The 24,642-nt window shown below is 69.1% G+C and carries 26 protein-coding genes; 20 read left to right on the top strand and 6 right to left on the bottom strand.

The annotated features are described in order from the left end of the window. Window positions 1-25: 25 nt before the first annotated feature. The gene (locus tag ACVNF4_RS04540; RefSeq protein WP_461801339.1) at window positions 26-1,276 is read right to left on the bottom strand and encodes a hypothetical protein; all 1,251 of its coding nucleotides are present in this window, start codon (window positions 1,274-1,276) and stop codon (window positions 26-28) included. 137 nt (window positions 1,277-1,413) lie between these two features. On the opposite strand from ACVNF4_RS04540, the gene ACVNF4_RS04535 reads away from it, so the two are divergent. The 12 genes from ACVNF4_RS04535 to ACVNF4_RS04480 all read left to right on the top strand — a co-directional run bounded on the left by ACVNF4_RS04535 (window position 1,414) and on the right by ACVNF4_RS04480 (window position 16,187). Then, complete coding sequence (locus tag ACVNF4_RS04535) at window positions 1,414-2,403, top strand: glycosyltransferase family 2 protein (RefSeq protein ID WP_461801358.1); 990 nt, start codon at window positions 1,414-1,416, stop codon at window positions 2,401-2,403. 257 nt (window positions 2,404-2,660) lie between these two features. Further along, window positions 2,661-3,032, top strand: coding sequence for a 30S ribosomal protein S12 (rpsL, locus tag ACVNF4_RS04530; RefSeq protein WP_003948652.1), 372 nt, complete (start codon window positions 2,661-2,663; stop codon window positions 3,030-3,032). A gap of 2 nt (window positions 3,033-3,034) precedes the next feature. Beyond that, entirely contained in the window at window positions 3,035-3,505 is a 471-nt protein-coding gene (gene rpsG / locus ACVNF4_RS04525; protein ID WP_003992340.1) for a 30S ribosomal protein S7, read from the top strand. A gap of 39 nt (window positions 3,506-3,544) precedes the next feature. Beyond that, entirely contained in the window at window positions 3,545-5,671 is a 2,127-nt protein-coding gene (gene fusA, locus ACVNF4_RS04520) for an elongation factor G (RefSeq protein ID WP_461801338.1), read from the top strand. Between the two features lie 158 nt (window positions 5,672-5,829). Continuing rightward, on the top strand, window positions 5,830-7,023 hold the full coding sequence (tuf, locus tag ACVNF4_RS04515; RefSeq protein WP_461801337.1) for an elongation factor Tu: 1,194 nt from the start codon (window positions 5,830-5,832) through the stop codon (window positions 7,021-7,023). A gap of 170 nt (window positions 7,024-7,193) precedes the next feature. Continuing rightward, the gene (locus ACVNF4_RS04510) at window positions 7,194-7,541 is read left to right on the top strand and encodes a hypothetical protein (protein WP_461801336.1); all 348 of its coding nucleotides are present in this window, start codon (window positions 7,194-7,196) and stop codon (window positions 7,539-7,541) included. Window positions 7,542-7,545: 4 nt separating this feature from the next. Continuing rightward, window positions 7,546-10,083: a caspase family protein gene (locus tag ACVNF4_RS04505; RefSeq protein WP_461801335.1), complete on the top strand. Its 2,538-nt coding sequence runs from the start codon at window positions 7,546-7,548 to the stop codon at window positions 10,081-10,083. Next, on the top strand, window positions 10,080-11,390 hold the full coding sequence (locus ACVNF4_RS04500; RefSeq protein ID WP_461801334.1) for an extracellular solute-binding protein: 1,311 nt from the start codon (window positions 10,080-10,082) through the stop codon (window positions 11,388-11,390). The genes ACVNF4_RS04505 and ACVNF4_RS04500 overlap by 4 nt, the downstream gene beginning before the upstream one ends. Window positions 11,391-11,478: 88 nt before the next feature. Next, complete coding sequence (locus ACVNF4_RS04495) at window positions 11,479-11,817, top strand: hypothetical protein (protein ID WP_461801333.1); 339 nt, start codon at window positions 11,479-11,481, stop codon at window positions 11,815-11,817. Between the two features lie 38 nt (window positions 11,818-11,855). Then, entirely contained in the window at window positions 11,856-14,075 is a 2,220-nt protein-coding gene (locus ACVNF4_RS04490) for a hypothetical protein (protein ID WP_461801332.1), read from the top strand. Window positions 14,076-14,115: 40 nt separating this feature from the next. Next, window positions 14,116-15,093, top strand: a complete 978-nt coding sequence (locus ACVNF4_RS04485; RefSeq protein ID WP_461801331.1) for a hypothetical protein — start codon at window positions 14,116-14,118, stop codon at window positions 15,091-15,093. A 503-nt stretch (window positions 15,094-15,596) separates the two neighbouring features. Then, entirely contained in the window at window positions 15,597-16,187 is a 591-nt protein-coding gene (locus tag ACVNF4_RS04480) for a hypothetical protein (protein WP_461801330.1), read from the top strand. Here ACVNF4_RS04480 and ACVNF4_RS04475 read toward each other — a convergent pair. Genes ACVNF4_RS04475 through ACVNF4_RS04455 form a run of 5 tightly spaced genes read right to left on the bottom strand, consistent with a single transcriptional unit; the run spans window position 16,182 to window position 19,808 of the window. Beyond that, window positions 16,182-16,643 carry a hypothetical protein gene (locus tag ACVNF4_RS04475; RefSeq protein WP_461801329.1) on the bottom strand — a complete coding sequence of 154 codons (462 nt, stop codon included), beginning with the start codon at window positions 16,641-16,643 and terminating at the stop codon, window positions 16,182-16,184. The genes ACVNF4_RS04480 and ACVNF4_RS04475 overlap by 6 nt on opposite strands. A gap of 5 nt (window positions 16,644-16,648) precedes the next feature. Further along, window positions 16,649-17,323 (bottom strand): hypothetical protein, encoded by a 675-nt coding sequence (locus ACVNF4_RS04470; RefSeq protein WP_461801328.1) that lies wholly within the window; start codon window positions 17,321-17,323, stop codon window positions 16,649-16,651. Between the two features lie 4 nt (window positions 17,324-17,327). Next, window positions 17,328-18,851, bottom strand: a complete 1,524-nt coding sequence (locus ACVNF4_RS04465; RefSeq protein ID WP_461801327.1) for a putative T7SS-secreted protein — start codon at window positions 18,849-18,851, stop codon at window positions 17,328-17,330. A gap of 22 nt (window positions 18,852-18,873) precedes the next feature. Further along, complete coding sequence (locus ACVNF4_RS04460) at window positions 18,874-19,488, bottom strand: hypothetical protein (RefSeq protein ID WP_461801326.1); 615 nt, start codon at window positions 19,486-19,488, stop codon at window positions 18,874-18,876. After that, the gene (locus tag ACVNF4_RS04455; protein WP_461801325.1) at window positions 19,485-19,808 is read right to left on the bottom strand and encodes a hypothetical protein; all 324 of its coding nucleotides are present in this window, start codon (window positions 19,806-19,808) and stop codon (window positions 19,485-19,487) included. The genes ACVNF4_RS04460 and ACVNF4_RS04455 overlap by 4 nt, the downstream gene beginning before the upstream one ends. Before the next feature lie 496 nt (window positions 19,809-20,304). Between ACVNF4_RS04455 and rpsJ the strand changes: the two genes are divergently transcribed. From rpsJ to rpsC, 8 genes are all read left to right on the top strand, one after another. After that, window positions 20,305-20,613, top strand: coding sequence for a 30S ribosomal protein S10 (rpsJ, locus tag ACVNF4_RS04450; protein WP_003948644.1), 309 nt, complete (start codon window positions 20,305-20,307; stop codon window positions 20,611-20,613). Window positions 20,614-20,631: 18 nt separating this feature from the next. Then, window positions 20,632-21,276, top strand: coding sequence for a 50S ribosomal protein L3 (gene rplC / locus ACVNF4_RS04445; RefSeq protein WP_005481233.1), 645 nt, complete (start codon window positions 20,632-20,634; stop codon window positions 21,274-21,276). 7 nt (window positions 21,277-21,283) lie between these two features. Beyond that, window positions 21,284-21,940, top strand: a complete 657-nt coding sequence (gene rplD / locus ACVNF4_RS04440; RefSeq protein ID WP_461801324.1) for a 50S ribosomal protein L4 — start codon at window positions 21,284-21,286, stop codon at window positions 21,938-21,940. Further along, window positions 21,940-22,359 (top strand): 50S ribosomal protein L23, encoded by a 420-nt coding sequence (gene rplW / locus ACVNF4_RS04435; protein ID WP_461801323.1) that lies wholly within the window; start codon window positions 21,940-21,942, stop codon window positions 22,357-22,359. The genes rplD and rplW overlap by 1 nt, the downstream gene beginning before the upstream one ends. A gap of 40 nt (window positions 22,360-22,399) precedes the next feature. Continuing rightward, window positions 22,400-23,236 carry a 50S ribosomal protein L2 gene (rplB, locus tag ACVNF4_RS04430; RefSeq protein WP_355869329.1) on the top strand — a complete coding sequence of 279 codons (837 nt, stop codon included), beginning with the start codon at window positions 22,400-22,402 and terminating at the stop codon, window positions 23,234-23,236. A 12-nt stretch (window positions 23,237-23,248) separates the two neighbouring features. Beyond that, entirely contained in the window at window positions 23,249-23,530 is a 282-nt protein-coding gene (gene rpsS / locus ACVNF4_RS04425) for a 30S ribosomal protein S19 (protein ID WP_010986346.1), read from the top strand. 43 nt (window positions 23,531-23,573) lie between these two features. Then, window positions 23,574-23,921 (top strand): 50S ribosomal protein L22, encoded by a 348-nt coding sequence (gene rplV / locus ACVNF4_RS04420; protein WP_055718839.1) that lies wholly within the window; start codon window positions 23,574-23,576, stop codon window positions 23,919-23,921. Next, a partial coding sequence (gene rpsC / locus ACVNF4_RS04415) for a 30S ribosomal protein S3 (protein WP_461801322.1) occupies window positions 23,921-24,642 on the top strand: 722 nt, incomplete at its 3' end. The genes rplV and rpsC, both read left to right, overlap by 1 nt.

The following is a 24,642-nucleotide window of genomic DNA, read 5'->3' as shown; positions in this document are numbered from 1 at the left end:
GCCCGCGCCGCTGACCCCTCCGTGCCTACGGGATCCCCAGCTCGAACATCAAGTAGTGCGCGTACCACCCCGACGCCACCGCGAACGGTACGAACAGGGCCGCCAGGGTCGTCCACTTCAGGCGGGCCAGCGCCATGGCCGGGGCCAGTAGCAAGGGGAACACCGGCAGGAGGTAGCGCGGGGTGTTGGCGAACATTTGTTGGGTGCCCAGGACTGTGATGATCGAGGCCAGGGTGTAGGCGGTCAGGACCAGTGGGGGTTTTGTCCGGAGGAGCAGGGCGATGAGGAACGGGAGGGTCAGGACCAGGAGGACGGCGAACAGGTCCGGGATCGGGAAGGCGAAGAGGTAGTTGGTCTTGCCCACGGCCGTGTTGGTCAGGACGTCCCAGGTGTAGGCGCCGAAGTCGAAGTAGTGGGCCCAGCCTTCACGCTGGAGGGTGAAATAGGCGGTGAGGTCGCCCATGCTGAGGCCGACCCAGGTGATGTAGGTCAGCAGGCCCAGCGGCGCCGCGATCATCGCGTACACCGGGCCGGAGATGCCGTGTTCGCGGCGGGACTCCTTGCGGGCCAGCGTCATCAGCGCCGCCAGGCCCACCGCGCCGATGAGGGCGGCCGACGTGGGGCGGTTGAGGCCGGCGAGGAAGGCCAGGAGACCCGCGGGGACCCAGTGGCGTTTCATGACGCACCAGCAGGTCCAGGCGGCGATGGCGATGAAGAGGGACTCGGAGTAGACGGCCCACTGGACGCCGGCGCCGGGGACGATGGCCCACAGGCCTGCGGCGACGGTGCCCGCCCGGGGGCCGGCGAGCAGGGAGATCACGGCGTAGACGCCGGCCGCCGCGACGAAGGACGCGAGGACCGAGACGAGGATCGCGGAGCCGTAGAGGCCGAGGCCGGTCACCTCGGAGACGCCCCTGATCAGGCCGGGGTAGAGGGGGAAGTAGGCCACCGAGTCCTGCTGGACGGTGAAGACGCCGCCCGGCGCGAGGTGCTGGAGCGGCTTCGGGTCATACCCCTTTTCGGCGACCTGGAGATACCACCAGCCGTCCCAGGTCTGGAGGACGTCCCACCAGTGGGCGCCGCCGCCGAACCGGGGGTCCTTCGTGCGGTAGTCGCCGGCCCACTCCAGGAGGTAGGCGAAGACCCCGAGGCCGACGATTTTGCAGGCGCCGTACAGGGCCAGCGCCGGGAGGTACGGTCGTACCCCGTCGGGCACCGTGAAGCGGCGCGGCGGTTTCGGCGCCGTCGCCACGGGTTCGGTCGCGGTGGTACTCATTCGACGGGTTCTCCCTCGGCGGCAGGGCCAGCGGGGCCAGGCATAAGATCGCATCAGAGTCGCACATCCGCTCCACAGGTTTCGGGAGAAGCCTGTGGACAACTCGGGAGAGGCTCGTGGACAACCAGGACGATGGCATACCGGCGGTTCCGGTTGCGCTCTCGGTCGTCATTCCCATGTTCAACGAGGAGGAGGCGCTCCCCGCTCTGGTGAGCCGGCTGCGCCCCGTCCTCGACGGGCTGGGGGAGCCGTACGAGGTCGTGGCGGTGGACGACGGCAGCACGGACCGCACCGGCGTCCTCCTGGACGCCTTCCGGCTCGGCTGGCCCGAGCTGAGGATCATCGGCCTGCGCCGCAACTCCGGGCACCAGGCGGCGCTGACCGCGGGTCTGGACCGGGCGGGCGGCGAGTTCGTCGCGAGTATCGACGCCGACCTCCAGGACCCGCCCGAGAAGATCCCCGAGATGCTGGAGCTGGCCCGCAAGGAGGGCCTCGACATCGTGTACGGGATCCGCGCGGACCGGGCGAGCGACACCGGGTTCAAGCGGTGGACGGCGTCCCTCTACTACCGTCTCGTACGGCGTCTGGCGGGCCCCTCCGTGCCCGCGCAGGCCGGTGACTTCCGGCTCCTCGGCCGGGCCGCCGTCGACGCGCTGAAGGCGCTTCCCGACCAGCAGCGGGTGTACCGGCTCCTGGTGCCCTGGCTGGGGTTCCCGAGCGGTGAGGTGCGGTACGAGAGGGCGCCGCGGACGGCGGGCAGCAGCAAGTATCCGCTGGGCCGGATGATCCGGCTGGCCCTGGACAGCGTGACCGGGTTCTCGGCGGCCCCGCTGAGGATCGCGACCTGGCTCGGGGGGCTCGCCTTCCTCGTCTGCCTCGGGCTGATCGGGTACACGCTGTGGGCGCACGCCTACGAGGAGACCGTGCCGGGGTGGACGTCGCTGTTCATCGGGGTGCTGTTCATCGGGGCCGTCCAGCTGGTCTGCGTAGGACTGCTCGGTGAATACGTGGGCAGGATCTACACGGCCGTGCAGAACCGGCCCACCTATTTCGTCGGCCGTGACAGCGCCCGTGACAGCGCGCGCGACGGCGGACGGGTAACACGGGTCACGGATCAGCGGCCCTGACAAGCCCCGGCGTGTCGTGCCGTGACCCTTTTATTTTGACCGAGGCCCACCCTCTGGGTACCCTCGGGACTTGTGCCTGGGGTGTGCCCTGGCTCCTGTGCGTGTCCTCAACCGCACGTGAGCCGTGTACGGCCACCGCGATCCGAGCCTCTTCCCGCCTCGCGGCGGGGGTCTGCCGGGTCCGACACACCCGACCGCGTGGGTCGGCGAATGTTCCAGGTTAGCTTCACCATCGGCACACAGAAACCGGAGAAGTAGTGCCTACGATCCAGCAGCTGGTCCGGAAGGGCCGGCAGGACAAGGTCGAGAAGAACAAGACGCCCGCACTGGAGGGTTCTCCCCAGCGCCGTGGCGTCTGCACGCGTGTGTTCACGACCACCCCGAAGAAGCCGAACTCGGCCCTGCGTAAGGTCGCGCGTGTGCGTCTGACCAGCGGGATCGAGGTCACCGCTTACATTCCGGGTGAGGGACACAACCTGCAGGAGCACTCCATCGTGCTCGTGCGTGGTGGCCGTGTGAAGGACCTGCCCGGTGTTCGCTACAAGATCATCCGCGGTTCCCTCGACACCCAGGGTGTCAAGAACCGCAAGCAGGCCCGCAGCCGCTACGGCGCCAAGAAGGAGAAGTAAGAATGCCTCGTAAGGGCCCCGCCCCGAAGCGCCCGGTCATCATCGACCCGGTTTACGGCTCCCCCCTGGTGACCTCCCTCATCAACAAGGTGCTGCTGAACGGCAAGCGCTCCACCGCCGAGCGCATCGTCTACGGCGCCATGGAGGGTCTGCGTGAGAAGACGGGCAACGACCCGATCATCACGCTGAAGCGCGCGCTGGAGAACATCAAGCCGACGCTCGAAGTCAAGTCCCGCCGTGTCGGTGGTGCGACGTACCAGGTCCCGATCGAGGTCAAGCCCGGTCGCGCCAACACGCTCGCGCTGCGCTGGCTCGTCGGTTACTCCCGCGCCCGTCGCGAGAAGACCATGACCGAGCGCCTGCTCAACGAGCTTCTCGACGCTTCGAACGGCCTCGGTGCGGCCGTCAAGAAGCGCGAGGACACCCACAAGATGGCCGAGTCCAACAAGGCCTTCGCGCACTACCGCTGGTAGTCGCAGTCCACATCGAGACCGAGAGAAGACAGAAGCCTTATGGCTACCACTTCGCTTGACCTGGCCAAGGTCCGCAACATCGGGATCATGGCCCACATCGACGCGGGCAAGACGACCACCACCGAGCGCATCCTGTTCTACACCGGTGTGTCGTACAAGATCGGTGAGGTCCACGACGGTGCTGCCACCATGGACTGGATGGAGCAGGAGCAGGAGCGTGGCATCACGATCACCTCTGCTGCCACCACCTGTCACTGGCCGCTCGAAGACGTCGACCACACGATCAACATCATCGACACCCCGGGTCACGTCGACTTCACCGTCGAGGTGGAGCGTTCGCTCCGCGTTCTCGACGGCGCCGTGACGGTGTTCGACGGCGTTGCCGGCGTGGAGCCCCAGTCCGAGACGGTTTGGCGTCAGGCGGACCGCTACGGCGTGCCGCGTATCTGCTTCGTCAACAAGCTGGACCGCACGGGCGCCGAGTTCCACCGCTGCGTGGACATGATCTCGGACCGCCTGGGCGCCATCCCGCTCGTCATGCAGCTCCCGATCGGCGCCGAGGCCGACTTCCAGGGCGTCGTGGACCTCGTCCGCATGAAGGCGCTCGTGTGGTCGGCGGAGGCGGCGAAGGGCGAGATGTACGACGTCGTCGACATCCCCGCCACGCACACCGAGGCCGCGGACGAGTACCGCAACAAGCTGATCGAGGCTGTCGCCGACTACGACGACACGATCATGGAGCTCTTCCTGGAGGGCCAGGAGCCCACCGAGGAGCAGCTCTACGCCGCGATCCGCAAGATCACGATCGCCTCCGGCAAGTCCAACGGCGTGACGGTCACCCCGGTGTTCTGCGGCACCGCGTTCAAGAACAAGGGCGTCCAGCCCCTGCTCGACGCGGTCGTGCGCTACCTGCCGACTCCGCTCGACGTCGAGGCCATCGAGGGCCGCGCCGTCAACAACCCGGACGAGGTCGTCAAGCGCAAGCCGTCGGACGAGGAGCCGCTCTCCGCGCTCGCGTTCAAGATCATGAGCGACCCGCACCTCGGCAAGCTCACCTTCGTCCGGGTCTACTCGGGCCGCCTGGAGTCCGGCACCGCGGTGCTGAACTCCGTCAAGGGCAAGAAGGAGCGCATCGGCAAGATCTACCGTATGCACGCGAACAAGCGTGAGGAGATCGAGTCGGTGGGCGCCGGCGACATCGTCGCCGTCATGGGCCTGAAGCAGACCACCACCGGTGAGACGCTGTGCGACGACAAGCAGCCGGTGATCCTGGAGTCCATGGACTTCCCGGCGCCGGTCATCCAGGTCGCCATCGAGCCCAAGTCCAAGGGCGACCAGGAGAAGCTGGGCATCGCGATCCAGCGTCTCGCGGAGGAGGACCCCTCCTTCCAGGTCCACTCGGACGAGGAGACCGGCCAGACCATCATCGGTGGTATGGGCGAGCTGCACCTTGAGGTGCTGGTCGACCGTATGCGCCGTGAGTTCAAGGTCGAGGCCAACGTCGGCAAGCCGCAGGTCGCGTACCGCGAGACGATCCGCCGTGCCGTCGAGCGCGTGGACTACACCCACAAGAAGCAGACCGGTGGTACCGGTCAGTTCGCCAAGGTGCAGATCGCGATCGAGCCCATCGAGGGCGGCGACACGTCGTACGAGTTCGTGAACAAGGTCACCGGTGGCCGTATCCCGAAGGAGTACATCCCTTCGGTCGACGCCGGTGCGCAGGAGGCCATGCAGTTCGGCATCCTGGCCGGTTACGAGATGACCGGCGTTCGCGTCATCCTCATCGACGGTGGCTACCACGAGGTCGACTCCTCCGAGCTCGCCTTCAAGATCGCCGGTTCGCAGGCGTTCAAGGAGGCCGCTCGCCAGGCCAAGCCCGTGCTCCTTGAGCCGATGATGGCCGTCGAGGTCACCACGCCCGAGGACTACATGGGTGACGTCATCGGCGACATCAACTCCCGCCGCGGCCAGATCCAGGCCATGGAGGAGCGTCACGGTGCCCGCATCGTGAAGGGCCTCGTGCCCCTGTCGGAGATGTTCGGCTACGTCGGCGACCTCCGCAGCAAGACGTCGGGGCGCGCAAGCTACTCGATGCAGTTCGACTCCTACGCCGAGGTTCCCCGGAACGTCGCCGAGGAGATCATCGCGAAGGCCAAGGGCGAGTAACGCACCGCGTTCGCACGCCGTAGGCTTTACCCCGGTGTCTCACGGGCCTTTCCTCCACATTCGTGGGGGTAGGGCCCGGGGCCCGGGAAACGACAGCAAAGATCCCTGGCGCCGGTTCAGAACCAAGAGGCGTACAGCAACTCCACAGGAGAACCCCAGTGGCAAAGGCAAAGTTCGAGCGGACTAAGCCGCACGTCAACATCGGCACCATCGGTCACATCGACCACGGTAAGACGACCCTCACGGCCGCCATTACCAAGGTGCTGCACGACGCGTACCCGGACCTGAACGAGGCCACCGCGTTCGACAACATCGACAAGGCGCCCGAAGAGCGTCAGCGCGGTATCACCATCTCCATCGCGCACGTCGAGTACCAGACCGAGGCGCGTCACTACGCCCACGTCGACTGCCCGGGTCACGCGGACTACATCAAGAACATGATCACCGGTGCCGCGCAGATGGACGGCGCGATCCTCGTGGTCGCCGCCACCGACGGCCCGATGCCGCAGACGAAGGAGCACGTCCTCCTGGCCCGCCAGGTCGGCGTCCCCTACATCGTCGTCGCCCTGAACAAGGCCGACATGGTGGACGACGAGGAGATCCTGGAGCTCGTCGAGCTTGAGGTCCGTGAGCTCCTCTCCGAGTACGAGTTCCCGGGCGACGACCTGCCGGTCGTCAAGGTCTCCGCGCTCAAGGCGCTTGAGGGCGACCCGGAGTGGGCGAAGACGGTCCTCGACCTGATGACCGCCGTCGACGAGAACATCCCGCAGCCCGAGCGTGACGTCGACAAGCCGTTCCTGATGCCGATCGAGGACGTCTTCACGATCACCGGTCGTGGCACCGTCGTCACCGGTCGTATCGAGCGTGGTGTCCTCAAGGTCAACGAGACCGTCGACATCATCGGCATCAAGACCGAGAAGACCACCACCACGGTCACCGGTATCGAGATGTTCCGCAAGCTGCTCGACGAGGGCCAGGCCGGTGAGAACGTCGGTCTGCTCCTGCGTGGCATCAAGCGCGAGGACGTCGAGCGCGGCCAGGTCATCATCAAGCCGGGTTCGGTCACGCCGCACACGGAGTTCGAGGCCACGGCGTACATCCTGTCCAAGGACGAGGGTGGCCGTCACACGCCGTTCTTCAACAACTACCGCCCGCAGTTCTACTTCCGCACGACGGACGTGACCGGCGTCGTGACCCTCCCCGAGGGCACCGAGATGGTCATGCCGGGTGACAACACCGACATGTCGGTTTCGCTCATCCAGCCCATCGCCATGGAAGAGGGCCTGAAGTTCGCCATCCGTGAGGGTGGCCGGACGGTCGGCGCCGGCCAGGTCACCAAGATCACCAAGTGATCTTGAGCCTCCGGTAGCTCTCTGAGCGGTAGCTCCTTGAGGGGACCCGTACGACTTCGGTCGTACGGGTCCTTTCTGTTGAGGGGGTGGGGCCCGAGTGCCTCCGGCCGCCTGGTCCGCTTTTGTCCAAAGGGTCCCCCAGGGGTGGGACCGGTGCCATGATGGCGGGCATGGCTGACGGGGAAGCGGTGCCTGAATCGGGTTGGCGGGTTCGGCTCGGGGGCGGGAGCGATGCCGATGCGCTGAAAGCCTGGCTGGAGCGGGAGGAGTTGCTCGGCGGGCTGGTGCGTGAGGGACGGTTACGGTTCGAGGTGCGGCCCTCGGCGGGCGGCGAGCACGAGCACATGGGCCTCCAGATGGATCTGGTGGTCCAGATCGTCGACTCCGTCGCCGACCTCGCGACGATCGGCGGCGTGCTCCTCTCCTCCGTGCACGCGTGGAGATCCAACCGCGACCGGGTGACGGGGGAGGCCACGGCCGACCCTCCGGTGGATCCGCTGGACCCAGACCAGGAGTAGTCCGGTGAACCGCTTCGACCCGCGGGGGAAGGTCAACCGGGCGCTGGTGGTGGGGGTCTCCAGGTACGACCACACGGACGTCGAAAAGGGCGGTGTGTCCGGGCAGTTGAAGGCTGTCGAGCACAACCGCTCGGAACTCTGCGACGTCCTGCGCCGCAGCGGGATGTTCGGGTCGGACGACGACGTGCTCGTGTGCGACTCCCCCTTCCTGGACGGCTTCGACGTCGCGCTGCACAAGGTCGCACAGGAGGCCGAGGGCCTGCTGCTGCTCTACTTCGCCGGGCACGGCATCGTGCGGGTGGGGGGTAACGACCTGCACCTCCAGATGCGCAACGCGCGCATCGTGTACAGCGGCAAGGGATCGTTCCCCGGTTCCGCGAGCTTCGAGTCCGTCCTCGCCGAGTTGGACCAGAGCCGGGCCGAGCGGGTCGTGGTCATCCTGGACTGCTGCTACTCGGGCAACGCGCGGCACACGCTGGACGGCCTGCGCGACGACCACAAGGTCATGCTGCTGATGAGCGCACAGGCCCACCGGCTCATCACCCCCGGGGACCACTCCGAGGCGACACCCTTCACCCGCGAACTGATCGAAGTCCTCGGCGAACGCGATGAGTTGTCGCTTTCCCAGGTGTACGAGCGGTTGCGGGCGCGCATGCGGGCGGCGGCCGTTCCGACGCACTACAGGGAGGGGGAGACACAGGAGCCGCAGGCGCAGTGGGACCCCGGGGTGGATGTGCTGTTGAGGGGGCACGGGCGCGCTGCTGACGAACCGGACGCCTCCGCCGGGACGTCGAACCCCGTCTCGTCGCCGGAACCGGAGGAACTTCCCCCACATTGGCTGAAACGCCTCGCCCCCCTCCTCCACCGCGCCGGCGGCCTCGTCCTCACCCTGGCGCTCACGGCCGTCGCCACCGTCGCGGGCGGCTTCGGGATCGGCGTACTCGCCGGGGACGGGAACGGTGTCTGCGCGCCGCCGTTGCACCTGCGGGTGCTGACCGACGCGGATCTGGAACCGGTGATCGCGGCGGCGGCGAACGCGTACACCGAGTCGCCGGAGAACCTGCGGGACGGGTGCCGCAGGAGCGGGATCGGGGTGTACAGCGCGGGGGCCACCGACGTGGTGACGGGGCTGCGGGAGCAGGCCGGGAAATGGCGGCGGCCGACGGGGCGGGACGGCGAGCCGCAGCCGCAGCGGGACATCGGCCCGCAGCCGGACGTGTGGATCCCGGGCAGCCGCGCGGACCTCGACCGGGCCCGGCCCGATCCGATCGGAGACGACCCCGTCGTCCAACTCCACGCCGACAGCGGGCCGTTCGCGTACTCCCCGGTCGTCCTCGCCGCCTCCTACGATGCCCCGTGGCAGCGCACCGGGAGGTCGCTCGTGCGGATGGCGACGGACCTGGCGAGCGGCGGGTTGACGGTCCGCCGTCCCGATCCGGAGTACACGGACTCGGCGCTCTTCGCGACGATGGGCCTGTACGGGGAGACCGACGACACCCGGGGCGGAGAGCGCCGCGTCGCCCACCAGGGGCCACCCGCGCGCGACGCCGCCGAACTGCTGTGCGCGGCCTCGGGAGGGCCACCGAGCGCGGTCCTGGTACCCGAGTTCGCCCTGACCGGCAACACCGACTGCCCCTGGGGCGGCTGGGAGTCGCGGACCGCGCTGTACCCGGACGACGTACCGGGGCTGACCCCCACGTTCGTGCGGGTGCGGTGGCTCGCGGCCGTCCGGGACGCCCCGGCGCGGCAGACCGAGATCGAGCGGTTCAGGGACTGGCTGACCGGGGACGAGGGGCGCAAGATCCTCGGCGGCGAGGGCCTGCGCTCGGCCGACGCAGGCCACCGGTTCCTCGGCGTGACACCGCACGGTGCCGAGGCCGGCCTCGCCGACTCCGGGCGGTACACCGAGGCGACCGCGATGAACGCCACGCTGGGGCGGTACCGCAACGCCCTCGGGCCCGGCCAGGTGCTGTTCCTGCTGGACAGCTCCGGGTCCATGGACAGGCTGTGGCGCGGTCCGAGCAGCGGACCGGGACTGATCCAGCAGTCGCTCGGCGGGCTGGGCGGCAAGGACCGGTACGGGGTGTGGGCGGTGGCCGGGCGCACCGGGCCCACCCATACCGACCTGCTGCCCTTCGGACCGCACGCGCGCGCCGACGCCGTACGGGCCCTGGAGGCCGCCCGGAAGGCGGGGGCGCGCGGCGCCGAGGCCGATCCGTACCAAGCCCTGCGTGACGCGCTGGAGTTCATGAAGCGGCAGGGCGTCGACACCCAACAGCCCCAGATGGTCGTCTACTTGACGGACGACGAGGACAACGACCGGCTGACCGGGCAGAACCTGGCGGACCTGAAGGCGCTCGCCCGGGACTCGGGGGTGCCGGTGACCATGGTGTCCCTGGCGACCGGGGGCTGTGAGCCGGACCGCGCCGACCGGGTCATCTCCGGTGCGTCGCAAGGGCGTTGCCTGGATCCCGGGCACGACCTGGCCGCCGATCTGCGGGACGAGGTCGCCCGCACGGGCACCGGGACGGGGGAGAAATGAGGCGGCACACCTGGCTCGCGGCCCTGCTGCTGACGCTCACCGCCTGCACGTCGGGCGGGCCGTCCGAGCAGCCGCCGTCCGGGCAGGAGCCTTCCCCGATCTTCGTCGCCAGCGGCCGTGACGTCACCGACGGCACCCGCCAGCGCCTCATCGACACCTGGAACGCCCAGCAGGGCAACAGTGGTTACACGGCGATCCTCGTCGAACTCCCCGGCTCCGCCGACGAGCAGCGCAGCCAACTGCTGGCCGCGTTGCAGTCCGGCAGCAGCTCGTACGACGTCGTCAACCTGGACGTCACCTGGATCCCGGAGTTCGCCGCCGCGAAACTCCTCCAGCCGCTGCCGGACGACGCCGTCCGCGACCCCGGTGACCTCATCACGTCGGTCGACGCGACGTCGTTCTGGGACGGGCGGCGCTACGCCGTGCCGTTCAACAGCGATGTGGGGCTGCTGTATTACCGGCGCGACCAGGTCGGGGGCGAGATCGGGCCCGTCGCCCGCTGGGCGGACCTCCAGCGCTACCTCAGCGCCGTGCGCGACCGCAGGCCGGCCCACTGGGAAGCGGGCTGGACCACCCAACTCGCCCCGTACGAAGGGCGGACCGTCAACGCGATCGAGGCGTTCGCCTCCGCCGTACCGGGGCTGCGGATCACCGACGACGACGGACGGTACCGGGCCGACAAGGCCCAACTGGCCAAAGGCGTCGAGGAGTTGCGTGACCGGATGGACTATGTCCTGCGGCGCGCGTACACCTCCGACGAGTCCGGCTCGCTCAGCGACTTCACCCAGGGGAAGACCACGTTCCTGCGCAACTGGCCTTACGCCTACCCCGCGTTGGCTAAGGCGTTCCGGGGGAACCTCGGGGTGACGCAGCTGCCCGGCAAGGCCGTGCTCGGCGGGCAGAACCTCGCCATGACCCGGTCCGTCTCCGGGGCGAAGGCCGCCAAGACCGCCGAGCTGATCCGGTTCCTCACCGACGCCGACAGTGAACGATGCCTGCTGCGCGCCGGGTTCGCGGCGACCCGCGAGTCCTCCTACAAAGGGACCCTGCCCTGCACACACGCCTACGACTCCGGCGCGCAGAGCGCCGGAGAGAGTCCCGGCCACGGCACACCGGACCGGGAGCGCTTCAACCAGAACGTCCTGCTGCCCGCGCTGCGCACCGCCGTCCAGCGACCCCGCACCCCGCTGTACGGCGCCGTCACCCAGACGCTCGTCGAGAGACTCGACCCGCTGCTCAGGGGCAACGCCGACCCGGCGACGGTGGCGGAGCAACTGGACGAGGCGCTGCGCCGCGAACTGCCCTGAAGACGTGAGATCTTCACTTGTCGCAACGGTTCGCCCAGGTGACATTGGTGGTTTGAGCAATCGCACGTGCGCACGGGGGTGCAGCGACATGGGTCGACCGCCGGAACCGGCACCGGAAGTGGCGTCCACACCCACCCAGAAGGAAGCCGCGGCCAAAGCCATCCAGGATCACATCGAGCCGGACACGCGGACCGCCGCCGACTGGGCGGACGACGAGACCGGGACCGTCGTCAAGTCCTTCGAGGGATGGGCGACTTCGGGTGCGGTGAAGAAGGCGCACGCCGCCTGGGGCGAGCAGTCGCAGGGCCTCATGAACCGGCTCGGCTCCGAGAAGGAGGCACTGCGCGCCGCCCGGCTCACCCTCCAGGGCACCGACCTCTCCGTCGGCCTCGGCGTCCGGCGGATCTCCCCGCTCGACCAGTACTGACCGGGGACGACGACACCGTGCCGACGTACCACGACATCATGACCACCGACCTCGCCGCGCTCACCGCCGCCGCGACCCGCTGGGACGGCATGGCGGCCGAGCTGAACAAGCAGGAGACCGCCTACTCCCGCGACGTCCACGGCATCTCCCTGGGCACCTCCTGGCTCGGTCTCAGCGCAGGCGCCGCGAACCGGCGGTTCGACGTCACACTCAAGGAGTTCCAGAACGCGCAGGTCGAAGCCAAGGCGATCGCCTCCCTGTTGAGGGACGCGCACACGCAGTTCGCGGAGTTGCGGGGGAAGTTGGAGTCGGCCCGCGCCGACGCCGTCGCCGAGGGCATGAAGGTCTCCGAACAGGGCATCGTCGCCTTCGACACGGCCGCCCTGGACGCCGGTGCCCGTAGCGCCTACGTCCACGACCCCGACTACCAGGCGAGCGTCCGCAAGAGCGTCGCCTCCTGGCAGGCCCGCCTCGACCAGGCTGTGGCCGCCGTCACCGACGCGGACCACGGGGTCGAGATCGCCCTCAAGGCCGTCGTCGTCGACTCCGACCCGAACGACGGTACCCTCGCCGGGTTCAACGGGGGTGCCCTCGGCGACATCGAGCAGTACGAGGCGCGCGCCGCCGACGACATCGCCGGCCGTCTCGCCCAGGGGGAGAAGGTGTCCGCCGCCGAACTCGCCGAACTCCAGCGGGCGTTCCGCGACAACGCCGGTGACAAGGCGTTCAGCCAGGCCTTCCTGAGCGGACTCGGTCCCGAGGCGATGCTCAAGCTCGCCGGCAACGCCGTCCACACCCAGATCCAGGGCGGGTTGGCCGACGTCCTCGCCACCGCCACCCAAGTGCCCGGCAGCGCCGCCGACATGCCGCCGGGGTCGGCCAAGTTCAAGGAGTGGCTGGCGAGTTCGGACGGCACGTTCTACCGGCAGTGGAGCGAGGGACTCGACAAGGCGGGCACGAAGAACTTCGGCTCGAAGAGCAACCCCCTCTACGGCTACCAGTCGCTCGCCGCCCTCATGCAGCACGCCGGGACCGGCTACGACGACCAGTTCCTCGGCGACACCGCCGGCCGCATGATCTCCGCCGAGCGCGCGCACCCCGGCCTCTTCACGCAGTGGGGTCCCGGCCACGACGGCGTCCGCGCCGACGCCCTCGACTCCGTCCTCGGCCTCATGAGCAGGAACCCCGACGCCGCGACCGCCTTCTTCGACCCCGCCCGGCCCTCCGGCGGCGACCACCTCCACTACCTCCTCGGCGAGGGCGCCGGCACCCGCGCCTGGCCCCGCCACGTCCTCACCGGCGTCTCCGTCATGGAACTGGACGACCCGCTGAGCAGGACCGGCCTCGGCGCGGCACTGGAGGCGGCGGCGACGGGACACCCACCCCTGGCGGCGGGACAGGACCCGTGGCCCGGTATGAACCACACCGAGGCCCAGGCGCGCGTGACGCACGCCGTCGTCACCGAACTCGCGCCGACCCTCGGCACGGACACGACTGTGCAGCCGAACCTCCGGCAGCCGCTCGCCCGCGCGCTCGCCGAGTACACCTCGGACACGCACGAGATCCTCGGCGGTATGCGAGGTGACTACGTGCGGGCCGTGACCGGCGACGGGTACTTCACCGACGGCGGCACCGCCCACCTGGCCGTGTCCCAGAAGGACCTGGTGCAAGTCATGCGAGGGCTCTCCGAGGACCCGGACGCCTACGCGACCCTGCACAAGGCGGAGTCGAGGTACATCGACACGCAGTTGCGGGCCGTACCGGAGAACGCGACCGGCTTCGAGCACTCCGCGCCGCTGGGCAAGGCCGGCGCGACGCTCGGGGTGTACTCGGCCATCCGGGAGGATGTGATCAACGACGGCCGCATGGCCGCATACAGCGAAGCGGACTGGAAGTCCAAGGTCGCCTACCACGTCGTCGGCGGCGCGGTGACCCCGCTCTACGTGACCACGGGCGGCGTGTCGATCGCCTTCGGCGACGCCATCCAGCGGGGCGTCGACACCTGGGCCTGGCAGTGGGGCAACGCCATGAAGGCCGACGCGGACGCGACGGCCGACGCCGCGATCGCCGACGAGTACCTCGCCGCGAACAACCAGATGGCGCTCATGGTCGAGAGCTGGGCCGACGACCGGGCCGACATCGACCGGAAAACCCCCGCTGGGCAGGCTCAGGTGCAAGCGCTCACCGACGACATGCTCAACGGCCACGACCGGGGGAGCAATCTCGCGAACAAGTATCTGACCGACACCTCGAACTGAGACCCCGCACCGCCCCCACTCCCTCCTCAGCAAGGAAGCCATGTCCGAGACGCCCGCTCGCCCCGCCCGGCGCTCCCGCCTCCTCGCCGTGACCGTCGTCGCCCTCTGCGCGCTAGGTGTCGGCGCCGGTGCCTGCCGGCTCCTGGCGGAACCCGGCGGCAAGGGAGGGTGCGAGGCTCTGCTCGACGACAAGCGGGTGCAGCGGGCTCTCGGTGGCGGGAGCCCGGAGGGGACGAACTGCGCCGAGCTGGGCGCGGCTGTCAGGAAGGCGACCGTCGGGGCCGGGCCCGGGCGGCACTCGGTGACGCAGGCGCGGGCCATGAGAGACGTCCTCATGGCCGTGGACGACACCCTGCGCTCCCCGTCGAATCACCTCGACCCGGCGCTGCGGCTCCCGTTCGCCGAGTCGCTGGCGGACTACTCGGCGGACACGCAGATGATCCTGGGCATCACGACCGGTGACTACGTCCGCAGGGCCTTCTCCTCCGAGCCCGCTTGGGAGGACGAGAACGGGGTGCATATGTCCCTCCCGACCGCGACCGTCGAACGCGTCCTGCGGGAGCTGTCGCAGGACGCCGCGGCCTATGTCGCCCTGCGCACGGCGACGGCCCGGGAGGGTGCGCGGGAGCTGAACGCCGTACGCCGTGACCCGACCGGCGCGGAGCCGGCGTCGCCGATGGCACGCAACGCCCGCGTCCTCGGCTTCCTGGACGCGGTGGCCGAGAAGAGGCAGGACGACACGTGGACGGAGGCGGTCTTCAGGGGGCTGGCCGCAGGTCCCGCGACGCCGCCCGCCTACGGGGAGAACCCCGTCGACCACATCGTCGTCTCCTGGCAGGGCGTACTGCGGACGGGTGCGGCGGACCCGCTGTCCGCCCTCCAGCGGCAGAGCGCCGACATGACCGACATCTGGGCGAAGGCCCTGGGGATCGACGAGAAGGAGCGGGAGGGTCTGCGCCGGAAGGCATTCAACAGCTCCGCCTCCTCCCGGATCTCGGGGCTGCGGGAGCTCAAGTGAGGGTCGCTGAGGTGGCGTAGGTCACTCGGTGAGCAGAGCCGGCCGGACGCCGACACCGACTCCGCGAGCGGCGAACGTCTGGTGGAAGCGTTCGTCGGGGGGATACGCGGCGGCTTCACCACGGGGGAGACAGCCGCGTCGAAGTACCTGACGGACACCACGAACTGAACCGAGGGAAGACACCCGTGTCCGAAGCTTCTCCCCGCCCTTCGCGGTGCGGGCGCCTCGCGCACCCGCCGAGACCCCCGGGACGTGCGAGCCGGTGCGCGAGGCGCTCGGCTCCGGGTACCCGGCGGGGACGGACTGCGCCGAGCTGGGAGCGGCCGTCAAGAAGGCGACGGTCGGAGCCGGACCGGGGACCCACACGCTCGCCCAGGCGCAGGCCATGAAGGACGTCCTGGTCGCCACCGGCGACGCGGTCGGGAAGTCGGACGGCCGCCTGCCGGACGAGTTCGCCGTCCCCCTCGCCGAGGCGCTCGCCGACCACGCGGCCGACACCGGGGGTGATCCTCGGCCTGTGGACCGGCGACCACTCCCGGCACGGCCTCCCCTCCCAACCGGCCTGGCAGGACTCCGACGGCGTCCACATGGCCGTCCCCGAGACCCTGCTGCTGCCTGCCGTCCGGGCCGTCTCCGAGGAACCCGCCGCGTACGTCACCCTGCGGACGGCGGCGACCCGCAACGCCGCCGAGACACTCGCGGCAGCGCCACGCGGCACCGACCCGACGGCGAGCGGCTCCTACACCCTGGGTTCCTACGACGCCGTTGCCGAGGCCGTACGGCAGGATCTCGGCGAGGAGCGGGCGAAGGTGTGGCAGCGGGACGTCGTCGAGGGCCTGACCAGGGCGTCCGCTGAGCCGCCCTCCTACGCCGCCGACCCCGCGGGACACCTCGTCGGATCCTGGCTGCGCACCCTGCGCACGGGCGGTGCCGAGAACAGCGCGCAGGCGTTCGAGGAGCAGAGCGCCGACCTGACCGACACCTGGGCGAAGGCCGTCGGCCTCGACGAGAGGCATCGGGCCGCCCTGCGCCGGACCGCACTCGCCTCGGCCTCGTCGTCCCGTGACTCGGCGCTCAGGACACTCGGGTCATGAACAGCGCAGCACCAGCCGCCCGGGGAGCCCGCGCTCGACCTCGGGGGAGAGCCGCCAGCCGTACTCGGTGTGCGCGATGCGGTAGGCGTGACGTGCGCCCAGGAGGCGGTAGTAGGTGTCGTCGATCGTGAGGTGATGGTGTCTCGTGGTGCAGGGCAGACCGCGGGCGGCGGCGCAGGGGGGACGGTGCTCCGCCAGCAGGCGTCGGAGCTCCCCCTCCTGGGACTGGGGGTCTGTCAGAAGAGAGCGGCGCAGGGCGGCCCTGGTCAGCCAGAAGCGGTTGCGCCGGTGGGACACGGGACTTCCTGGGCCTGGTACGTCGATCTCCAGCAGCGCCAGCACGATGAGGGGGAGGCGGACCAGGAGCCAGAACGGTGGGGCCCAGAGCCACTGTGCGAGGTAGCGGGTCCACACGCGCAGGGGTGACCTGGGCGGGCGGGGGGACCACGCCGGCATGTCCGTCAGCCTTTGCGTTCGAGCGTCTGGAGGGCGGCCAGGGCGTAGGCGATCCGGGAGTCCAGCAGGCGGGGTGTGTGGCGGTAGACCTTGCTCAGGCCTCGATGGTCCAGGACCGTGCCAAGGTGCGGCGCACGCCAGCGAGTCCGGACGGGACGGCCGAACGTGTAGTCGTCCGTGGTTCCGTCGACGTACGCGTAGAGGGTCATACAGAGCGCGAGGAGAAACCAGAAGGGCGCTGTTCCCACGTGGATCAGCCAGGAGTACCAGGTGCCTTCCTTCCCCGTGATCACCGACGGCGCTCCGGTGAGCCGCGCGGACCAGCGGACGCGACGGGGACAGGGCAGGAGCCGTCCGGCCCGGCGGTCGATCCGGGCCAGGTGGGTGCCGTCGGGTGCGTGGACGTCGTAGGTGTCGGGAGCGGCGGAGCGGACCGAGCACCACGGGCCGCCGGACGATCCGTCGTGGATCGCGAGCGGCAGGGGGACGACCCCCTTTCCCCGTGGCGCGGACCGGGGGACGAACACCCGGGCCAGCGGTGTGTCCTCGGGACGCTGTGCGGTCCGCAGCCGGATCGTCGCTCCCAGCTCGGCGTCGGCGGGCAGACCGGCGGCCGACGGTCCGGAGACAGGCACGGGATTGTTCACCGAGACCACGAAGGCGTACGGGGTGTCGTGCATGGCGCTATCCCAACGGGTTGACGGCTGCCAGGAGGCCGTTCGCCTTCTCGCGGGCCTCGTCGTACTTCTCATGGATCTGGTCCGACGCGAACTGGACCTCTTCGGTGGCCAACCGGGTGCCTTCCGCATAGAGGTGTTTCGCACCGAGCGCGGCCTCGTAGCCGCGTGCCGTCCAGGAGCGAGGGTCGATGTAGCGGCCGACCGTCTGTCCGGCGCCGTCCACGATCGGCCTGACCGAGTCGGAGAGTCCTGGGACACGTCCCAGCGGGGTGTGTTCGATCAGCTTGGGCATCAGCTTCTGGAACACCTTGTCCGAGAAACCCGCGCCCGGCCGGTAGAGGTTGCGGTCGCCGAGTTCCTTGGCCACGGCGACCTTGAAACGGTCCGCCAGCGTGTCCGCGGTGATGTGGATCGCGTACGACTCACGGCCGAGCGCGCCGACGTTCCGCATCACCCATTTCTCGGCGTCGTCACCCAGCTTCGCGGTTCCCCCGGCCTGCTCCACTATGCCGTGCGCGCGTTTCCAGGAGTCAGCCGCCTTCACCCCGAAGTCGTTGACACTCATGGGGATCTTGACGCCGGTGAACGTCCCCTTGCCGATCTTTCCGACCCGGGCGAAGTCGCCGAACGGGATGAAGCCGGCGAGGTCCAGGCCGATGTCCGTCCAGTTTCCCTTCTTCGAACCGGCCGCCCAGCCGACGCCGTGGGCGAGCAGGGCGCCGCTGTTGAGGGCCATGCCGATGCCCTCGAAGACCACGGCGCCGATGAGGGTCTCGGAGAAGACGACTGCCAGGACGTCGCAGGCGGCGCTGGCATAGCCGAGCCAGTCCCCGATCTCGTAGATGTCGTCCGCGTGGTCCTGGACCCACTTCCACACCTCGCCCGCGAGGCTCTCGACCCGGTCGGTGAGGATGTCGAGGGCGTCCTTGAGTTTGTCGAGGAGGGTTTTGTCGGGTGCGGCCTCGGCGGCCTTGCGGACCTGCTGGGCGGCCTGGTGGGCCATGGTCTGGTGGTCGTGCTGGAGTTGTCGGGCCTTCTCGATGATCGCGTCGAGGTCCGCGCTCGCCGCGGTGACGCGTCTCGTGGCGTGGTCCAGGCGCCGCTGGGCGTCGTCCAGTTCGGCCTGCGTGGTGAAGGTCCGGCCCGCGAGTCGCAGGTCCGGGTCGGCGCGGGCCTGCGCCAGGGTGCTGCGGGACGCCTCGGCCTCCTGTTCGTAGAGGTGGGCCTGGTACTGGAACTCCGTGAGCTGCGCCTCCCAGCCGCGCAGCGCGTGCGCGGCGTCGAGCAGGGAGTCGTGCGCGGTGTTCAGGTATCTCGGGAGCGAGCCGGTCGTGCTTGCGAACGCGGATGCCCCGTCGCCCGTCCAGGCCCCCTCCGCCTTGCCCAGCTTGGTCAGGGTGGCGTGGGCGTCGTCGAGCTGTCTCGCGGTCCCGGTGAGGGAGACGACCAGCCGGTCCACCGAGGCCGGGTCGCCGGGGGCGGGGTCGAAGCCGAGCGCGTCGTACGGGTCGGTCGTCTTGGGGTGCATGGTGACGGGCTCCTCGGTGGGGTCAGTAGGAACCGAAGGGGGAGTCGGGCTCCGTGGGTTCGCCGAAGGCGACGGTGTCGGCGATGTCCGCGAGGACCGCCTGGTAGTGGCGGAGGTCCTGGACGTCCGGGGTACTCAGGCAGAGCAGCAGCAGGCGGTCCTCGGCGGGGAAGGGGAGCCAGACCTCGACGCGGACGAAGTACTGCTCCTGCTCGCCCTCCGGCAACTCCCACACCGCACGGGACCCGGCGATGTGGACGGCGGCGGGGCCGGCGGGGAGGGCGATCAGTTGGGCCTCGCCGGACTGCTCCAGGGTTCGTGTGATGCCGGTCGCCGTGAGCAGGGGGTCCGGGTTGTCGAGTTCACGCACGCCGATGGTGAGGGTGGCCCGGCTGATGCGGCTGGGGGTGGCTTCCACGGGGAAGACGCCGAGCGCGTTGTAGACGGCGCCGCCCTCGGTGAGGATGCGCGCGTTCTCCTCGTACAGGGCTTCGGTGAGCGCGTGCAGCGGGGCCAGTTCCTCGCGTTCTCCCCAGTAGTCGCGGGCGAACTTCCGCATCTCGTCCTGCGTGCCCTCGTCCAGAGGCACGGCGTGGAACTCGGGTCCGACCCGGAAGCGGAACGTCGTGGCGGTCATCGGCCGGCCCGCATGGTCTTGTCGACGGTGCCGACGGCCTCGACGAGTGCGACCACCTCGTGCTCTGTGCCCCGGTAGAGGCGTCCGGCCCGGACGACCCGCTCGGTGACGCCGCTCGTCGCGTCGGCGATCTGCTTGATGCCGTGGCCCCACTTGTCCTGGAAGTGGTCGCAGGCGCCGTCCAGTTCGGCGGAGCCCGTGCCCGACGGGCCGATGTCCTCCAGTTGCCGCATGGTGGACCGCATGCTCCGGGCGCATCCGGCGAGGTCGAGGACGAGTCTGCCGAGTGCTTCGAAGTCGACCCTGTAGTGGTCGGCCATACCTGACGTACCCCCGTGGTGCCGTCGATCGATGATCAACTCACGTATAGCGGTGGAGGGTAAGAAAGGGTGGGGCGCGTCTTACCGAGGTTCAGGTATGTGAACCCCGGGAGAACCCCGCGTTTGAGCTGCGTCACTCTCGGGGTATGCTCCCCGACTCGATTGGCGGAGTCGGTGCCCCGTATGGCAGACTAGCGGGGTTGCTCGGTCGAGTGTTGATGCTGTGCGCCTCCCGCCGGGAGGACCGGAAGCGAGTCCCACAGTACTCGTCGCCTTAACTGCCCCTTGGGGGCAGCGCTGGGGCGGACGTACGGGAATCTTTCGGGAAGCGCGGTGCGGTACCGACCAGGGCCCGGTGGAAATCCTCGTAGGAGATGGATTGGTCCTCTGTGGGACTTTTTTGTCGGCGAGGGCGCGACACGCCCGACCGCGTGGGTCGGAGCGGGGAGTGCGGGACACCGGTTCCGGAGCGAAGAGACAGGACTACTGAGTAGCCATGGCGGGACAGAAGATCCGCATCCGGCTCAAGGCCTACGACCACGAGGTCATCGACTCCTCGGCGAAGAAGATCGTCGAGACGGTGACGCGTACTGGTGCGTCGGTCGCGGGCCCGGTGCCGCTGCCCACTGAGAAGAACGTGTACTGCGTCATCAAGTCGCCGCACAAGTACAAGGACTCGCGCGAGCACTTCGAGATGCGCACGCACAAGCGCCTGATCGACATTCTCGACCCGACGCCCAAGACCGTTGACTCTCTGATGCGACTCGACCTCCCGGCCGGTGTCGACATCGAGATCAAGCTCTGAGGGTCGGTGATCTGAGTAATGGCTAAGCAGATCAAGGGCATCCTGGGCGAGAAGCTCGGCATGACGCAGGTGTGGGACGAGAACAACCGTGTTGTTCCGGTCACCGTCGTCAAGGCCGGCCCGAACGTCGTCACCCAGGTCCGTACGAACGACGTCGACGGCTACGAGTCGGTCCAGATCGCCTTCGGCGAGATCGACCCGCGCAAGGTGAACAAGCCCCTCAAGGGCCACTTCGCCAAGGCCGACGTCACCCCCCGTCGTCACCTCGTCGAGATCCGCACCGCGGACGCCTCCGAGTACACGCTGGGCCAGGAGATCTCCGCCGAGGTCTTCGAGGCCGGCGTGAAGGTCGACGTCACCGGCAAGAGCAAGGGCAAGGGCTTCGCCGGTGTCATGAAGCGTCACAACTTCAAGGGCCTCGGCGCCGGTCACGGCACCCAGCGCAAGCACCGCTCGCCCGGTTCCATCGGTGGCTGCGCCACCCCGGGCCGCGTGTTCAAGGGCCTCCGCATGGCGGGTCGCATGGGCAACGAGCGCGTCACCACCCAGAACCTGACCGTCCACGCCGTTGACGCGGAGAAGGGTCTGCTGCTCATCAAGGGCGCTGTCCCCGGTCCGAACGGCGGCCTCGTCCTGGTCCGCACCGCGGCCAAGGGGGCCTGAGGTACCGATGAGCACTGTTGACATCCTTTCGCCTGCCGGCGAGAAGACCGGAAGCGTCGAACTCCCCGCGGAGATCTTCGGCGTGGAGAAGGTCAGCATCCCGCTGATCCACCAGGTCGTCGTCGCGCAGAACGCCGCTGCCCGTCAGGGCACGCACAAGACCAAGACCCGTGGCGAAGTCCGTGGTGGTGGCAAGAAGCCTTACCGCCAGAAGGGCACCGGCCGCGCCCGTCAGGGCTCGACCCGCGCGCCGCAGTTCGCCGGCGGTGGCGTCGTGCACGGCCCCCAGCCGCGCGACTACTCGCAGCGGACGCCCAAGAAGATGAAGGCCGCGGCCCTGCGCCACGCCCTCACCGACCGGGCCCGCCACAACCGCATCCACGTCGTCACCGGCGTGATCGCGGGCGAGACCCCCTCCACCAAGGCCGCTCGCACGCTGTTCGGCAAGATCTCGGAGCGCAAGAACCTGCTCCTGGTCGTCGAGCGCGCCGACGAGGCCGCGTGGCTGTCCGCCCGCAACCTGCCCCAGGTGCACATCCTGGAGCCGGGCCAGCTGAACACGTACGACGTGATCGTCTCTGACGACGTGGTCTTCACCCAGGCCGCGCTGGAGTCCTTCGTCGCCGGCCCGAAGGCCAACGACATCGAAGGGACTGAGGTCTGATGGCCATCCGTCACCCCTCCATCGCCCCCAAGGCCGCCAAGGCCGCGAAGGCCGCGCGCGTCGCCAAGGCGAAGCGCCACGCCGCCGAGGGCAAGAACACCGTCGTCACCCCGCTCAGCAAGTCGTTCACGGACCCCCGTGACGTCCTGCTGAAGCCGGTCGTGTCGGAGAAGAGCTACGCGCTCCTCGACGAGGGCAAGTACACGTTCGTCGTGGCCCCCGGCGCCAACAAGACCCAGATCAAGCAGGCCGTCCAGGCGGTCTTCTCGGTCAAGGTCACCGGCGTCAACACGATCAACCGCCAGGGCAAGCGCAAGCGCACGAAGACCGGTTTCGGTAAGCGTGCCGACAGCAAGCGCGCGATCGTGACTCTTGCCGAGGGCGACCGTATCGACATCTTCGGCGGTCCGACCGCCTGACGGCGGTCCGGATCGTCCGATATCGGACGAGGACTGAGAAATGGGAATCCGCAAGTACAAGCCGACTACGCCGGGCCGTCGTGGCTCCAGCGTCGCCGACTTCGTCGAGGTCACGCGGTCCACGCCGGAGAAGTCGCTGGTCCGCCCGCTGCACAGCAAGGGCGGTCGTAACAACTCCGGTCGTGTGACCGTTCGCCACCAGGGTGGCGGACACAAGCGCGCCTACCGCGTGATCGACTTCCGTCGTCACGACAAGGACGGCGTGCCGGCGAAGGTCGCGCACATCGAGTACGACCCCAACCGCACCGCGCGCATCGCGCTGCTGCACTACGCGGACGGCGAGAAGCGCTACATCCTCGCCCCGCGCAACCTCCAGCAGGGTGACCGCGTCGAGAACGGTGCCGGGGCCGACATCAAGCCCGGCAACAACCTGGCGCTCCGCAACATCCCGGTCGGTACCACGATCCACGCGATCGAGCTCCGTCCCGGTGGCGGCGCCAAGTTCGCCCGCTCCGCCGGTACCTCCGTGCAGCTGCTCGCGAAGGAGGGCTCGATGGCCCACCTCCGCATGCCTTCCGGTGAGATCCGCCTGGTCGACCAGCGCTGCCGCGCCACGGTCGGCGAGGTCGGCAACGCCGAGCAGAGCAACATCAACTGGGGTAAGGCCGGCCGCAAGCGCTGGCTGGGCGTTCGCCCGACCGTCCGTGGTGTCGCGATGAACCCGGTCGACCACCCGCACGGTGGTGGTGAGGGCAAGACCTCCGGTGGTCGCCACCCGGTCAGCCCGTGGGGTCAGAAGGAAGGTCGTACTCGTTCGCCCAAGAAGGCGTCGAACAAGTACATCGTCCGCCGCCGCAAGACGAACAAGAAGCGCTAGGAGCGGGTTTAGATGCCGCGCAGTCTCAAGAAGGGGCCCTTCGTCGACGACCACCTGATCAAGAAGGTGGACGCCCAGAACGAAGCCGGTTCCAAGAACGTCATCAAGACCTGGTCCCGTCGCTCCATGATCATCCCGGCGATGCTCGGGCACACGATCGCGGTGCACAACGGCAAGACCCACATCCCGGTGTTCGTCACCGAGTCGATGGTCGGTCACAAGCTCGGCGAGTTCTCGCCGACGCGCACCTTCCGGGGTCACGTCAAGGACGACCGGAAGTCGAAGCGCCGCTAATCGCGGATCGCATCAGACACGTAAGTAACTGAGAGGGACAACCATGGAAGCCAGGGCCCAGGCGCGGTACATCCGCGTCACGCCCATGAAGGCCCGCCGCGTGGTGGACCTTATCCGTGGCATGGACGCCACGGAGGCTCAGGCGGTCCTGCGATTCGCCCCGCAGGCCGCTTCCGAGCCCGTCGGCAAGGTGCTGGACAGCGCCATCGCCAACGCCGCTCACAACTACGACCACACCGACGCCACGTCGCTGTTCATCAGCGAGGCGTACGTCGACGAGGGCCCGACCCTGAAGCGGTTCCGTCCGCGCGCCCAGGGCCGTGCCTACCGGATCCGCAAGCGGACCAGCCACATCACCGTGGTCGTCAGCAGCAAGGAAGGAACCCGGTAATGGGCCAGAAGGTTAACCCGCATGGGTTCCGGCTCGGCATCACCACGGACTTCAAGTCCCGCTGGTACGCCGACAAGCTGTACAAGGACTACGTCAAGGAAGACGTCGCCATCCGTCGGATGATGACGTCCGGCATGGAGCGCGCCGGCATCTCGAAGGTTGAGATCGAGCGCACCCGTGACCGCGTCCGTGTGGACATCCACACCGCTCGCCCCGGCATCGTCATCGGCCGCCGCGGCGCCGAGGCCGACCGTATCCGCGGTGACCTGGAGAAGCTGACCGGCAAGCAGGTCCAGCTGAACATCCTTGAGGTCAAGAACCCGGAGACGGACGCTCAGCTGGTGGCCCAGGCCGTCGCCGAGCAGCTCTCCTCCCGCGTCTCCTTCCGTCGGGCCATGCGTAAGAGCATGCAGTCCGCCATGAAGGCCGGCGCCAAGGGCATCAAGATCCAGTGCGGTGGCCGTCTCGGCGGCGCCGAGATGTCCCGCTCGGAGTTCTACCGCGAGGGCCGTGTGCCCCTGCACACGCTCCGCGCGAACGTGGACTACGGCTTCTTCGAGGCCAAGACGACCTTCGGCCGCATCGGCGTGAAGGTCTGGATCTACAAGGGCGACGTCAAGAACATCGCCGAGGTCCGTGCCGAGAACGCCGCGGCCCGTGCGGGCAACCGCCCGGCGCGTGGTGGCGCGAACGACCGCCCGGCCCGTGGTGGCCGCGGTGG

It is taken from the genome of Streptomyces sp. S6, from assembly GCF_054880855.1.
The sequence above is the reverse complement of the archived record's forward strand: the minus strand, read 5'-3'. Positions and strand labels throughout refer to the sequence as shown.